Source organism: Aliagarivorans marinus DSM 23064 (assembly GCF_000429485.1).
Lineage (GTDB): Bacteria > Pseudomonadota > Gammaproteobacteria > Enterobacterales > Celerinatantimonadaceae > Aliagarivorans > Aliagarivorans marinus.
Genome location: NZ_KE386910.1, coordinates 13374 through 26431 on the forward strand (window position 1 = coordinate 13374; position 13058 = coordinate 26431).

A 13058-nucleotide genomic window follows, 5' to 3' on the forward strand; every position below is an offset into this window, starting at 1 on the left:
AATATAAGGGTTTTTATAAGTTCATAATAGTGCAAAAAGGCGCGCTGTTACGATTTGTCACACAGAGCATAAGCCAGTCTTACAGAAATTGCTGGCTCATCACTGTTATTGGTTAACGACGTTGTCAGTCTGGGTTGGTTGCCACCAAAACGGCGCGCTTAGGCGCGGGCAAGCCCTCCACCGTGCGGCTGCGATCCTGTGGATCTAGGAAGGTCTCCAGTGAGTCAAACTTCATCCACTCGGTGGAGCGTTGCTCTTCCAAACTGGTTACATCCACGTCGACCACTTTGACATCAACAAAGCCGGTTTTCTCCAACCAAAGCTTTAATGCTGCAGTACTGGGCAAGAACCACACGTTGGGCATCTTGCCATAACGGCCCGCTGGCACCAGTACCGTGTTCTCATCGCCATCTACCACCAAGGTTTCTAATACCAACTCGCCGCCTTTGGTGAGCTGGTTTTTCAGTTGAAACAGATGGTCGATGGGGGAGCGGCGGTGATACAGCACGCCCATGGAAAATACCGTGTCGAAGCACTCTAGTGCGGGCAGTTGCTGAATACCTAGCGGCAGCAGGTGAATATTCTGGTCGTTGTTGGCAAAGTGACGCACTGTCTCGAACTGCATCAAAAACAGCGAAGAGGGGTCAATCCCCACGACAAACTTTGCGCCTTCGCCACGCATCCGCCACATGTGATAGCCGCTGCCGCAGCCTACATCGAGCACGTAGCGGTCTTTTAGGTCACTAATGTGTGGCAACAAGCGCTCCCACTTCCAATCAGAGCGCCATTCGGTGTCGATATGAATACCGTGAATAAAGAACGGGCCTTTGCGCCAAGGCTCGAGATGATGAAGTAAGCTCTCGACTTTTTTCTGTTCGCCACTGCTCAGCTCCTGGCCATTACCGATGGTGACGGAATCTTTCAGCTCCAAGTGCTCAGTGTTGATGTCGGGCAGCTTATTGAGCACCCGTTGCCATTTTGGGAAGTCGCCGTGGGCGTGCTCTTTTTCCCAGTTAGCCAGTTGTGCTGGCAAGGTAATCAGCCAGTGTTGCAGTCGATTCTTAGCGATCAGCTGGTAGAAGTTTGAAAAATCTAACATGGTTGTTTGGTGTATAGGGTCACTGTGTTGAGTGTAGACGTCTGGTTTTAGACGCATTCGTTTAGACGCAATTGTTTAGACGCATTTCTTAAGGCGCCATAGTTCAGACGCATCGCTTTAGCCGTTACGGAGCAAAGGTAAAGCGGACCTCGCTAGAGCCGTCATCGCCTGCACGGTGTTGGCAAACGTTTAAGCCGCGGCTGAGCCATGCTTGACTCGAACCATGGTGAAGCGTTAAGTTCCCGGCCCGCAGAGTTGCCTGCTGCTGAGAGCTCAGCTTGGCGCCGAGCAGCGATACTAGCAGCGGAGTGCGCGACTGTATGTGGCTGTCGAGCATCAAACTGTTTATCCAGTCTTGCTCTGGGTTTAGTGGAATCAATCCGAGGCTCAGGCTGCTGTTATCCAATCGGCTTAGCGCCAGTAGCAAGGGTTTATCCAAGGGCTTGGCTTCGCTTGATGGAAAGGCTTTGAGCCACTCAAAGCTGTCTGACCAAAGCATCTGATAGTGGGTCTCTGACTGGCGATGGCGGTAGTGAGCGATTTGATAGTCGCCACTGCTGCGCGGCTCGGTAGTGATCTGAAAAACCAGATCGGCGTCGCCCTTGTCTTCTTTAGCTGCGGGGAGGTTTCGCACGATAAAGGCCGAGGCGGGGCAATCCCAGAGTACTTCAGAGGCGGTATCGAGAGGACTAATCTGCACGGTTGCCAAACTTGGCGTCGTTAACATTGACAAAAATGCCAGTAGAAACGCTCTGCTACAGTTAATCATGGTCGCTTAAGTCATGTTTAGGATTAGCGAATGCTAACACAGTCCAGCAGACATAGAGCTAAAAATATCAAGTAATTCGCTGCCGGGGAGCGAACAATGAACAAATTATCTATACGTCAGCGTTTGGTGCTGTCGGTAATCGCCGTTGTGGCGCTTTTGAGCCTGGTCAGTGGAGTATTTCAGTACCGCCTGATCAAAAACAACATGCTGGAAATCACCCAGTCTGATGCGCGTCAGTTGTCTGAGTCAGCAGTGGATCAGATTGAAGGCTGGTTCCACTCCAAACTGGCTATTTCATCATCCATTGATGTGAGCTCTGACTCTCCGCATTTTCTTGCTCATCTGCAGCAAGCTGCCCGCAGCGGTGATTTCCGTGCCTTTTACTTCGGCAGTGAACAGGGCGATATGATCATGGATGACCCAGACGATCCGCTGCCGCCAGGCTATGATCCGCGTACGCGACCTTGGTATCAGGGTGCGGTTAATCAGGGCGAGTTTATCTCCAGTCCCTATGAGGACGCCAGCTTGGGTGGCTTGGTTATCTCCGTTGCAAAGCGTGTCAGTGGTGGGGTGTTCGCCGGCGATCTGACCTTGGATGTGGTCACCGACATGGTTAGCTTGCTTGAAGATGAAGGGCTGTTCCCATTGATGGTCGATGCCGAAGGAACGGTACTAATCTACCGAGACGAAAGCAAAGTGCTTAAGCCGCTCAGCCAGATAGCGCCGGCGCTAAACGGTGCCACCCTACAGCGACTAAGTGGCAGTCATGAGCTCATCAGTACCGATATAGATGGAGAGCCGGTGCTCTTAAAGGTGTCTGTGGTACCCGGCACCGGTTGGTACTTGTTGCTGGCACATGTTGAAAGTGCGGTGATGAGCCCAGTGCGTCAGTTTGTGGTGAGCAATATCATGTTTATTCTGCTTAGCTTTGTGGTGATTGCCTTGGTGATGTATTGGTTGATTAGCCGTTTGCTACAGCCGCTTGAGCAACTTAACGATGCGGTTAGCGCCTTGGCCTCGGGAGAGGGCGATCTCACCCAACGGGTTGATATTGAGCGCCATGACGAGATTGGTGCTTTGGCTAACCACATCAATACCTTTATCGCGGAGCTGCAATGTTTAATCAAGTCGATTGCTACCGACGCTGATCAATTGAAGGAATCCGCTAAGCTGGCCAATCAGAGTACCGAAACTTCCAACGCCCAGATTGCTGCCCAGCAATCTGAGGTGACCCAAGTTGCTGCCGCGGTTAATGAGATGGCGGCAACCGCCAACGAAGTGGCAAACAATGCCGAGCAAACCGCCGAGTCGGCGCGAGAGTCAGCCGAATCCTGTGAGCAAGGCAAGCGCTTGATCGGTCGTAATCAACAGCAGGTGGATAGTCTGGCTGGTCAGCTGGATGATGCCGCCAACACCGTACAAGAGCTTGAGAAGAACACCCAAGAGATCAGCGCGATCCTCTCCACCATTCAAGGCATTGCCGAGCAAACTAACCTGTTAGCCTTGAACGCTGCAATTGAAGCTGCGAGGGCTGGTGACCAGGGTAGGGGCTTTGCGGTAGTGGCCGACGAAGTGCGTAATCTGTCACAGCGTACCCAAAGCTCAACCGAGGAGATCCGAGCGATGTTAGAGCGTTTGCAGTCCAACACCAACAGCACTGTGACCACCATGCAAGAGAGCCAGCAGCTGGTGCGAGTGAGCGTTGAGGATGCAGCTCGCGCCACTGAGATGCTGGAGAACATTACTGGTTCGATTAACCAAATCAGTGATATGGCGACACAGATCTCCAGCGCAGCAGAGGAGCAGCGGGCGGTGACCGAGGAAGTCGGCCGTAACACCCAAGGCATTCAAGATGCCTCTCTGGAGTTGGCGGAGCAGGCCCATGCCAGCGCTCAGCGGGCAACCGATCTAGACCGTATCTCGAGCCAGCTTCACAAAGAAGTTTCTACGTTTAAGATTTGATGAACAAGCCGATAGCTTGGAAAGGGCGCCTGTTAACACTGGCGCCCTTGTTGTTTGCGGTTATAAATAAGCGTTAGCGGGCTGTTTTAGGCCGCTCCTGATACACCATGGAAGTGGCAAAAGGATTGTTTTATAAGCCATATTCGAAAAGTCATGCGCTGGTACGATGCACATTTTAGTGCTGTACATTGGCCGGTGTTTTTCAGACTATAGATTTATATAGCCAATACAGAGATACCTACATGAGCTACGACCCTAATAACATCTTCGCTAAAATCCTGCGCGGCGAGATGCCCTGTGTAAAGGTCTACGAAGATGAGCACTGCTTGTCGTTTATGGACATCATGCCTCAAGCTGAAGGCCACACCTTGGTATTACCCAAAGAACCCGCTGAAACCTTGCTTGACCTTAGCGATGCGGCGGCAGCCGAAACCATTAAAGTGGTGAAGAAGATGGCCAAGGCGGTAAAACAAGCCACCGGCGCGGCGGGCGTGACCATCGTACAGTTCAATGGCGCGGAAGCCGGGCAAACAGTGCCACACCTGCACTTTCACATTGTTCCAGGCTCGTTTGCTAAGGCGAAGGCGCATGCCAAGGAGATGGTTGACCCGGCCAGCTTGCAAGAACTGGCAGATAAGATTACTGCGGCGGTTGAGTAATAAAAAAGGCGCTGTTAGCGCCTTTTTTATGCTGGTTGTGACCCGTCCTGAATAAGGTTGAAACTAGGCCTTAATCGCAACCAAGGATCCGAAGTTAAAACACTGGAACCAAATATCGCTGTGGGCAAACCCAGCGGTGGCAAAGCGTTGCTTGTGCTGTTCAATGGTATCGGGCACTAGCACGTTCTCCAGCGAACTGCGCTTTTGACTAATCTCCAACTCGCTATAGCCATTGGCGCGTTTAAAGTCCAAGTGAAGCTCATCCAGTACGTCATGGATATCGCTATCTTCGAAGCGAAACTTCTCGCTGACAATTAGCAATCCGCCGGGTTTCATGCCCTTAAAAATCTTGTCGATCAGCGCTTGGCGCTGCTCGGGGGGAATGAACTGCAGAGTAAAGTTGAGCACAACTACCGAGGCGCCGTTAATCTCGGTCTGGCTAATGTCCTCGCAGCGCACCTCGACCGGTACGTCGGCTTTAAATGCGCTCAAGTGCAGCTGACAGCGCTCAACCATCGCTTCAGAGTTATCCACGGCAATGATTTCCACGCCGGGTTTGCTGGCGCCGCGGCGCATCGCCAAGGTGGCTGCGCCCAATGAACAGCCGAGATCGTACAGTCGGCTGTTTGGCTGATGATACTGCTCAGTGAGATGGCTGATGGTACTGATAATGTTGCTATACCCCGGTACCGAGCGCTGAATCATATCGGGGAACACCTCGACCACTTGCTTATCGAAGCTAAACCCGCCGAGTTCAGTAATAGGCTGGGAAAACAGGGTGTCTTTGTTGTTACTCATACTTTCTACCTACATTAGACGGCGGCGATTCTAGCTGATTTTGCAAGAACACCACAAATTTGTCTGAGGCTACTGATTTTCGTGGCGGTTTCTTTATACTATCCGCTTTTATAGGTAATCATCGAGGGCGAACAGGTTCGCTCCGAGGTGAGGGTGCAATCTTGCCCCGCTTCAAAAAGATTATAACGGGATAGCTTAATGCGTAGTGTTTACTGTGGACAGGTGACCAAGCAATTGGTCGATCAGGAAATTAATTTGGTTGGATGGGTGAACCGTCGTCGTGATTTGGGCGGCGTGATCTTCATCGACCTACGAGACCGGGAAGGTATCGTGCAGGTCGTGTTTGACCCTGATCGCGCAGAGGTGTTCGAGATTGCTAACAGCTTGCGTAACGAGTTCTGCGTGAAGCTGAAAGGCCGTGTTCGTGCTCGCCCGGAGAGCCAGGTGAATGCCGACATGACCACCGGTGAAGTGGAGTTGCTAGGCCTGGAGCTTGAGATCCTCAACCGTGCAGCGCCGCTGCCACTGGACAGCAACCAAGATAACAGCGAGGAGCAACGTCTTAAATACCGCTACCTGGACCTGCGCCGTCCTGAGATGACTCAGCGTATGATGTTCCGTGCCAAGGTAACCGGTTTTGTTCGTCGCTTTATGGAAGATAATGGCTTCCTCGACATCGAAACCCCAATTCTTACCAAGGCAACGCCAGAAGGCGCGCGCGACTACTTGGTGCCTAGCCGTACTCACAAGGGTGAGTTCTTTGCATTGCCACAATCGCCGCAGATCTTCAAGCAGCTGCTAATGATGTCGGGCATGGATCGTTACTACCAAATCGTTAAGTGCTTCCGCGATGAAGACTTGCGTGCCGACCGCCAGCCTGAATTCACCCAAATCGATATCGAGACCTCATTTATGAGCTCTGACGAGGTGATGGCGGTGACTGAAACCATGATCCGTGATTTGTTCAAAGAGATGATGGACGTTGACCTAGGCGAGTTCCCTGTGATGCCATTCTCTGAAGCTATGCGCCTGTATGGTTCAGACAAGCCAGACCTGCGTAACCCTATGCAGCTGGTGGATGTGGCTGACCTACTCAAAGAGGTTGAGTTCAAGGTATTCTCAGGCCCTGCCAACGACGAGAAAGGCCGTGTTGCAGTACTTAGCGTTCCGGGCGGTGCCAGCTTGTCACGTAAGCAAATTGATGACTACGGCAAGTACGTGGGCATCTACGGCGCGAAAGGTCTGGCATGGATGAAAGTCAATGCACTGGCCGATGGCGTAGATGGCCTGCAATCGCCAATCCTTAAGTTCCTGACCCCTGAGATTGCTCTGGCAATCGTAGAGCGTTGTGGCGCAAAAGATGGCGACCTTATCTTGTTCGGCGCGGATAATGCGCGCACCGTGTGTGAAGCGATGGGCGCGCTGCGTTTGAAAGTGGGCGAAGATCTAGGCTTAGTGAGCGACGAGTGGAAGCCGCTATGGGTTGTTGATTTTCCAATGTTCGAAGAGATAGACGGCAAGCTCCACGCTATGCACCATCCATTTACCGCGCCAGTAGAGGGCGTAAGCCCAGAGCAACTGCTGGCCGATCCTGCCAACATCGACTCAAACGCCTACGATATGGTGTTGAACGGTGTTGAATTGGGTGGTGGTAGTGTGCGTATTCACCGCCAGGAAATGCAGGCAGCAGCCTTCGAAGCCTTGGGTATCAGCGACGAAGAAGCGCAAGACAAGTTTGGCTTCCTGTTGGATGCACTGCAGTACGGTGCGCCACCACATGCTGGCCTGGCCTTCGGTCTTGACCGCTTGGTGATGCTGATGACCGGCGCAAGCTCGATCCGTGACGTGATGGCATTCCCGAAAACCACCACCGCCGCGTGTCCGCTAACCAACGCACCAAGCGCGGCCAACCCTGCAGCGCTAGAAGAGCTAGCTCTGACGATTCGCCCGCAAAAGAAAGCGTAATTAGCGTTTGCTAGAGCAAATTTAAAAGGAGGCGTCAGCCTCCTTTTTTGTGCCTTGGAAAGATAGGCTCAAGGTCAGTGGCGCGCCGACGCCGTTGGCTGCTGGGCCAGTTCAATCTGATAACCTTGCTCGTTAATCAGCGACGAGGTCTGTTTGCTTCTGGCCAGCATCTCCAAGGCTTGGTCTTTGGTCACTGGCTTGCCAAACAAATAGCCTTGGACCTTGTCAAAGCCATTAAATTTTAGCCAATTGGCGTGTTCAACCGTCTCAACTCCCTCAACTAACACATCGTAGTTAAGCTGGTTCATCAGCTTTTGCATGCTAAGCAAGATGTATTGGGAAGAAGAGGAAGAGATGGCATTCAGGCCGAACTCCCGGTCAAACTTGATCTTGTCACAGTCGAGTTTGCTTAAGTAGCTAAGCGATGTGAAGCCCTTACCAAAGTCATCGAAGGCCACGCGTATTCCCGCCGCACGTATAGCCGAGAGTTGGCTTTGCACTTGCTGGTAATTGGTTAGCGCCGCGCTCTCGGTGATCTCAAGCTCAAGGATGTTGGATAGCTCGCCAGCGGATTGGAATTTCTGAATCAAACGGTTGGCGAAGTTCTTATCATCAAACTGCCTCCCACTCACATTGAACGCGATAACCAGGTCTTTGAGCCCAAGAAACTCGATCTCTTCGAGCAGAGTGATGCTCTTATCGATCACCCAGTAACCAAGAGGAATGATATGCCGACCATTCTCAATCACATCCAAAAAGCGCCCCGGACTTACTAGGCCCTCCTCGGGATGGCGCCAACGCAGTAGTAGCTCAAAGCCGATGATCCGTTGCTCCAGCATGGAGACCTGTGGCTGCATAAACAGCTCCAGCTCATCGTTGCGCATCGCTTCTTTAAACTGACTATCGATGGTAAACACCAAATCGTTGTGCTTGGCGAGTTCAATATTAAAGTGGCTGACGCAGTTGCGACCCTTGCGCTTCGAGGCATACATGGCCAAGTCGGCGTACTGGGTTATCAGGTCGCTGTCATAAGAGGATTGCAGCGCGTTGGCGACACCAATACTGGGAGTGACACTGATAGTGACTTCGTCGATGGTGATGTCACGGGCTAACCACTGGGCTAAGTTGTCGGCAAAGGCCATCACCGAGTCGTGATTGTGGCCAATCAGGATCACGGTAAATTCGTCGCCACCGAGACGAAACGCCCGGTTATCGGAGGGGCAGAGCTGTACTAGCCGGGTTGCCAGTCGCTTGAGCAGTTGGTCGCCAAACTTGTGGCCGAGTTTGTCGTTAATGGTTTTGAAATCGTCGATATCGATATACAGCAAGCTGAGATCGGTGTTGGTCTCCTGAGCCTGTTTCATCGACTTATCGAGCTGTTGGCGGAACGAGGTGCGGTTGGGCAGCTCGGTGAGCTGGTCTATCAGTGCCATTCGCTCAAGGCTGGCGGTGTTTGCTTCGATGCGCTGTTGCATGGTGCCGAACTTGTCAGCCAGCTCCAGCGATATGCGATCCAGTGAATCAAACTCATCAAGCAGTCCGCTACGCGGTGGCTGCGGGCGATAGCCGCGATTGTCTAGGATAGCCGGCAGGTGGGTGGCATGGTAGCGCAGGCTGCGCAGTGGCCGTTTCATCAGCAAGAAGCCGGTAACCACACTCATGATGCCGGTTGCCAGTAACAATAAGATCAGGTTCTGATAGTGAGACAGCTTGCTCGCATGTTGCTCGCTCCAGTTTTTTACAATTAGCAAGCGCTGGTTGTGGTTGCCTTGGCTGGCCAGCGAGAACTGCTGGGTCTCGATAAACTCGCCGTCGACCTGGAAGCTGGTGGCACTGGTGTTTGATTGCTTCAGGGCATTGTCAAACCAGGTGTTACTTTGACGTTCGGTCTGAGTGGCGATCAGTATCGATTTATCTGCCTGTGGGCGAATATCGATGATGGCCACGTCAATGTTGTCGCGGTGGGCGACGTTAATCAGCGCTTCGGCTAAGTCGAGCTTAAACGAAAATATGCCTCGTTGGTTCCGCGCGGTGCGCACTGGTAAAGCGATCCACAGCGAGCAGTAATCGCGGCAATCAATAACATGGGAAGGGCCTGAGTTAGCCTGAACCTGCTCGGTGAGGCTATCGGGAGGCAGTAAGGCTTGTTGGAAACAGGTTGGGATCTTGTTGTATTGGGCGATGCAGGCATCAGAGATGGGCAGCAGCCACTGCAACTCAGGAAGCGACTGTTCCAAATAGTCGTGCAGCGCATCAAAGCTGTCTGCTTGGCTGAGCACCACCTGCGCCTCAAAGATATAGGTGATACTGTCTTTGAGCTTTACGATCTGGTCGTTGAACTCTTCAAAGTAGTTATTAAACAGACTGGAGCGCAGCTGCTGCTCCTGGTTTTGGTAGTAGGTAGCGGCACTGTAGCCAAACAGGCTAAGCGCGGTGATCGCCAACACAAACAGGCCAATCACCAGCTTTAGCCTGACACTGACGAAGCGGTTAGCGACGTCGAGTAAGGGAAAGTGATTCAATGAACGCATCGACAGCTCCTTACCCGCTAAAAACGATAACTCAGTTCTAACGCAAACATGCGCCAGTGACGCTCTGGGTTGTATGTGGAAGAGACTGGGGGTAAATCGTTAATTGGCGGCAGCGTCGAGGTTCCCGTCAGCCAGTGGTGCTCAAGGCGCACCAACAAGTCGTTGGTAGGCTGCCAACTCGCGCCAATAACTACATCATGTAAGTCCTTCAAGTTTCGTGGAATATCGCTTTCGGTAAAGTGTACTCGGTCATAGCGCAACAGCACCTGCCACTGAGGATGAACATAGGCGACACCTTGCAGGTAGAAGGCTTGCATGTCGGTGCTGCCATCGAACGCTGGGGTAACGAAACCACCAAAAGGCGAATCACTGTTAGCGTAGGTGCCGCCCTCACGAACGGTTAGTTCACTAGTGATCTCAAAGTAGCGCTGGGAATACTGCACCGACAGAAGGTATTGGTCAGTATCGAAATAGAAATCCACTGGGACTGGGGCAAACTGTGTTTCTGAAATTGGCAGCGGAATTACGATTTCATCTTTGAGGCTAAGTTTCAGTCGACGATAGTCAAAGCCAAACAACCACGCACTACTTGGCCGGTAGCGTAGGCCAATGCTGGTGTTCCAATCTGCCTCAAACTCGCCACCTTGCTCGGGGCCGAAGAAACGGCGACTGAAGCTTTCATCTAAAGGCTCTTTGCCCACTGATGCTGAAAACGTGATCTCTTGGTTACTCTCCGTCCAGTAACTGAGATTGAAACGCACGCCATCAGCACGCAGGTTTTGTTCGCGAAAGATATTGTGGTAGATAGACTGAGGCATAACGATGCTAGGGCGCGTGAACGGGATATCACGGGTCGCACCATAGATCCCGTTGGACAGTTTAAAGCGGCCCAATTGCACGCTGGCTGACCACGACTCAGTTTCGGCCAACTGCGTAGTAAGGTTGAGATAATCAATCTCCAAGCCCGACTCGAACCAATCGCCGCTCTCTCTGGCGATGACCAAGCCACTTACTGAGAAGTAGCGATTCAAGTACCAGTAGCCATGAAGCCCGGCTTCTAGTAGCGGGCCACTGTCGCCGCTGTCGTAGCCGTAGAAACTGTTATCTGATACGTCCAAGTAGGCGGCAGACAGAAAACCGCCCCAGCTAAACTGCTGTTCAGCTCTGGCTATACCTGTGCCCAGGCTGAGCAGGCTAATCAATAGCAAACAGCGTGATACTGTCATCACTTACCTCCGAATCGATGTAGCCAATGGCGTTGGGGTGGGTAAGAACGTAATCGAGAAGCTGTTTACGGCTGCGCGCCACAATGGGAGCAATTGCATTACCGGTATAGATTTGACGCTCCCATATTCGGTTTAGTTGATAAGGAAACAGGTCCAGGGTATCCAAGCAAAAACGCTCATGCAGGATGTCGTTTTGTGGTAGCACCACAATCTGAATGGGCGAGCCGTTGGGCCATGACTTTTGCTTGAGTGAGAAGATGGTCTTTATCTGTCGCTCGGTGAGCGCAACACTGTTCAGGCTATTGGTAACAACCCAAAGGCCACTGGTTGCGTGAGCTACCGTAGAGAGTGTTTGAAGCACTAATAAAAACAGGGCGGAGATGAGGACCGACCTTAGCGTACTTCTTCGCGACCAGCGCGTTATTATGCGTCCTTGCCTGCAAGCCACAATGTATGACGTCCTTGCCACTGTGTATTGTTTATTAACACTATAGCGTAGCTTTTACGGCTGTCTGGTCTAATTACCCGTAAATAGGCGGTTTTTTCTGTGAGCCAAGGTCCGGTGCTGGAAGAGACTTATGATATAGTCGCGCCAAAAGGCCACGCACCTTATCTCTGATGTAAGGAGTAACGACGGCCTACGTTCTACAGGAGAATATATGGCCGGACATAGTAAATGGGCGAACATTAAGCACCGCAAAGCCGCCCAAGATGCCAAGCGCGGCAAGATTTTTACCAAACTGATTCGCGAACTTACCGTCGCTGCCCGGGAAGGTGGCTCAGATGCCGACGCCAATCCTCGCTTGCGTGCAGCGATAGATAAGGCTTTATCGAGCAATATGACCCGCGACACCATTACTCGCGCAATTCAACGCGGTGCTGGCGAGCTTGAAGGCCAACAGCTGGAAACGGTTATCTACGAGGGGTACGGCCCGGGAGGTACTGCGGTGCTGGTCGAGACCATGACTGATAATCGCAACCGTACCGTATCCGGCGTACGCCATGCCTTCTCTAAAAGTGGTGGTAACCTGGGAACCGATGGCAGCGTTGCGTACTTGTTCGCGAAAAAAGGGGTGATCAGCTTTGCCCCCGGCATTGATGAAGAGCAGCTCATGGACCAAGCCTTGGAAGCCGGCGCCGATGACGTGCTCACCCATGAAGATGGTAGCGTTGATGTGCACACCGAGCCTGCAGAGTTTGGCACGGTAAAAGATGCGCTAGATGCTGCTGGCTTTGAATCGGTGAATGCCGAGGTGACCATGCTGCCTTCGACCTTTGCTGAGCTCGATGCTGACACGGCCCCCAAGCTGTTGCGCTTAATCGACATGCTCGAAGACGATGATGACGTGCAAGAGGTCTATCACAACGGCCAGATCTCTGATGAGTTGGCAGAGAGCCTGTAAGCCGTGAGTATTATTCTAGGTATCGATCCCGGTTCGCGACTCACTGGCTACGGCGTGATCAGATTGACAGCTCGCGGCGTTGAGTATTTGGGGAGCGGTTGTATTCGGATTCAAGAGAAAGAGCTGCCAGCGAGGCTTAAACATGTCTATGCTGGCGTCAGCGAGATCATCACCCAGTTTAGTCCCGATGAGTTTGCCATTGAGCAGGTGTTTATGGCGCGCAATGCCGACTCTGCCTTGAAGCTCGGCCAAGCGCGTGGAGCAGCGATTGTGGCAGGGGTGAACGCAGAGCTGCCGGTGGCTGAGTATTCTGCCCGGCAAATCAAGCAAGCGGTGGTTGGCAAGGGTGGGGCAGATAAGACTCAGGTGCAGGCAATGGTGATGCATCTGCTGAATTTGTCTGCCAAACCTCAAGCGGATGCGGCCGATGCGCTGGCGGTTGCCTTGTGTCATTGTCATACCCAGCAGAGCTTAATCCGTATGGCAGGTAAGGTTACTGGCACGGTTCGGCGTCGATTACGCTGAGTCTTGCGGAAAAACTAAGCAGTTGATGGCGAAATCAAAAAATATCGACACTCGCCGATTGAATCCTCTGCGCGAGCCCCAATATACTGATTCAAGATGATTAACTAAGGTGAAGAGGAAG

General features: G+C 52.3%; 11 protein-coding genes. 5 read left to right on the forward strand and 6 right to left on the reverse strand.

Going from position 1 to position 13058, the window contains the following annotated elements:
* Window positions 1-124: 124 nt before the first annotated feature.
* Both cmoB and G461_RS0121695 read right to left on the reverse strand, forming a co-directional pair.
* Window positions 125-1099 carry a tRNA 5-methoxyuridine(34)/uridine 5-oxyacetic acid(34) synthase CmoB gene (cmoB, locus tag G461_RS0121690; protein WP_026973425.1) on the reverse strand — a complete coding sequence of 325 codons (975 nt, stop codon included), beginning with the start codon at window positions 1097-1099 and terminating at the stop codon, window positions 125-127.
* Window positions 1100-1223: 124 nt separating this feature from the next.
* A complete protein-coding gene (locus G461_RS0121695) occupies window positions 1224-1799 on the reverse strand; it encodes a hypothetical protein (RefSeq protein ID WP_157360396.1) in 576 nt (191 codons plus the stop codon).
* A 165-nt stretch (window positions 1800-1964) separates the two neighbouring features.
* On the opposite strand from G461_RS0121695, the gene G461_RS0121700 reads away from it, so the two are divergent.
* Window positions 1965-3830: a methyl-accepting chemotaxis protein gene (locus G461_RS0121700; protein ID WP_026973427.1), complete on the forward strand. Its 1866-nt coding sequence runs from the start codon at window positions 1965-1967 to the stop codon at window positions 3828-3830.
* A 242-nt stretch (window positions 3831-4072) separates the two neighbouring features.
* On the forward strand, window positions 4073-4489 hold the full coding sequence (locus G461_RS0121705; RefSeq protein WP_026973428.1) for an HIT family protein: 417 nt from the start codon (window positions 4073-4075) through the stop codon (window positions 4487-4489).
* Between the two features lie 63 nt (window positions 4490-4552).
* On the opposite strand, the gene cmoA is transcribed toward G461_RS0121705, so the two are convergent.
* The gene (cmoA, locus tag G461_RS0121710) at window positions 4553-5287 is read right to left on the reverse strand and encodes a carboxy-S-adenosyl-L-methionine synthase CmoA (RefSeq protein ID WP_026973429.1); all 735 of its coding nucleotides are present in this window, start codon (window positions 5285-5287) and stop codon (window positions 4553-4555) included.
* Between the two features lie 198 nt (window positions 5288-5485).
* Between cmoA and aspS the strand changes: the two genes are divergently transcribed.
* On the forward strand, window positions 5486-7252 hold the full coding sequence (gene aspS / locus G461_RS0121715) for an aspartate--tRNA ligase (RefSeq protein WP_026973430.1): 1767 nt from the start codon (window positions 5486-5488) through the stop codon (window positions 7250-7252).
* Between the two features lie 74 nt (window positions 7253-7326).
* Here aspS and G461_RS0121720 read toward each other — a convergent pair whose 3' ends face one another.
* From G461_RS0121720 to G461_RS0121730, 3 genes are read right to left on the reverse strand one after another with little or no spacing between them, the layout of a single operon-like run.
* Window positions 7327-9783 carry a putative bifunctional diguanylate cyclase/phosphodiesterase gene (locus G461_RS0121720; protein ID WP_026973431.1) on the reverse strand — a complete coding sequence of 819 codons (2457 nt, stop codon included), beginning with the start codon at window positions 9781-9783 and terminating at the stop codon, window positions 7327-7329.
* Window positions 9784-9800: 17 nt separating this feature from the next.
* Complete coding sequence (locus G461_RS0121725) at window positions 9801-11009, reverse strand: TonB-dependent receptor (RefSeq protein WP_157360397.1); 1209 nt, start codon at window positions 11007-11009, stop codon at window positions 9801-9803.
* Window positions 10978-11370, reverse strand: coding sequence for a type 2 periplasmic-binding domain-containing protein (locus G461_RS0121730; protein ID WP_026973433.1), 393 nt, complete (start codon window positions 11368-11370; stop codon window positions 10978-10980). The genes G461_RS0121725 and G461_RS0121730 overlap by 32 nt, the downstream gene beginning before the upstream one ends.
* A 298-nt stretch (window positions 11371-11668) precedes the next feature.
* On the opposite strand from G461_RS0121730, the gene G461_RS0121735 reads away from it, so the two are divergent.
* Together G461_RS0121735 and ruvC are read left to right on the forward strand one after the other, a co-directional pair.
* Window positions 11669-12412, forward strand: coding sequence for a YebC/PmpR family DNA-binding transcriptional regulator (locus tag G461_RS0121735; protein WP_026973434.1), 744 nt, complete (start codon window positions 11669-11671; stop codon window positions 12410-12412).
* 3 nt (window positions 12413-12415) lie between these two features.
* Window positions 12416-12937 (forward strand): crossover junction endodeoxyribonuclease RuvC, encoded by a 522-nt coding sequence (gene ruvC, locus G461_RS0121740; protein ID WP_026960634.1) that lies wholly within the window; start codon window positions 12416-12418, stop codon window positions 12935-12937.
* The last annotated feature ends 121 nt before the right edge of the window (window positions 12938-13058 follow it).

What these genes read in the sequence shown, in the direction of transcription:
- cmoA (WP_026973429.1), bottom strand. Translation starts at nt 5,287, where the DNA reads ATGAGTAACAACAAAGACACCCTGTTTTCCCAGCCTATTACTGAACTC.
- G461_RS0121705 (WP_026973428.1), top strand. Translation starts at nt 4,073, where the DNA reads ATGAGCTACGACCCTAATAACATCTTCGCTAAAATCCTGCGCGGCGAG.
- cmoB (WP_026973425.1), bottom strand. Translation starts at nt 1,099, where the DNA reads ATGTTAGATTTTTCAAACTTCTACCAGCTGATCGCTAAGAATCGACTG.
- G461_RS0121720 (WP_026973431.1), bottom strand. Translation starts at nt 9,783, where the DNA reads ATGCGTTCATTGAATCACTTTCCCTTACTCGACGTCGCTAACCGCTTC.
- G461_RS0121700 (WP_026973427.1), top strand. Translation starts at nt 1,965, where the DNA reads ATGAACAAATTATCTATACGTCAGCGTTTGGTGCTGTCGGTAATCGCC.
- G461_RS0121725 (WP_157360397.1), bottom strand. Translation starts at nt 11,009, where the DNA reads ATGACAGTATCACGCTGTTTGCTATTGATTAGCCTGCTCAGCCTGGGC.
- G461_RS0121735 (WP_026973434.1), top strand. Translation starts at nt 11,669, where the DNA reads ATGGCCGGACATAGTAAATGGGCGAACATTAAGCACCGCAAAGCCGCC.
- aspS (WP_026973430.1), top strand. Translation starts at nt 5,486, where the DNA reads ATGCGTAGTGTTTACTGTGGACAGGTGACCAAGCAATTGGTCGATCAG.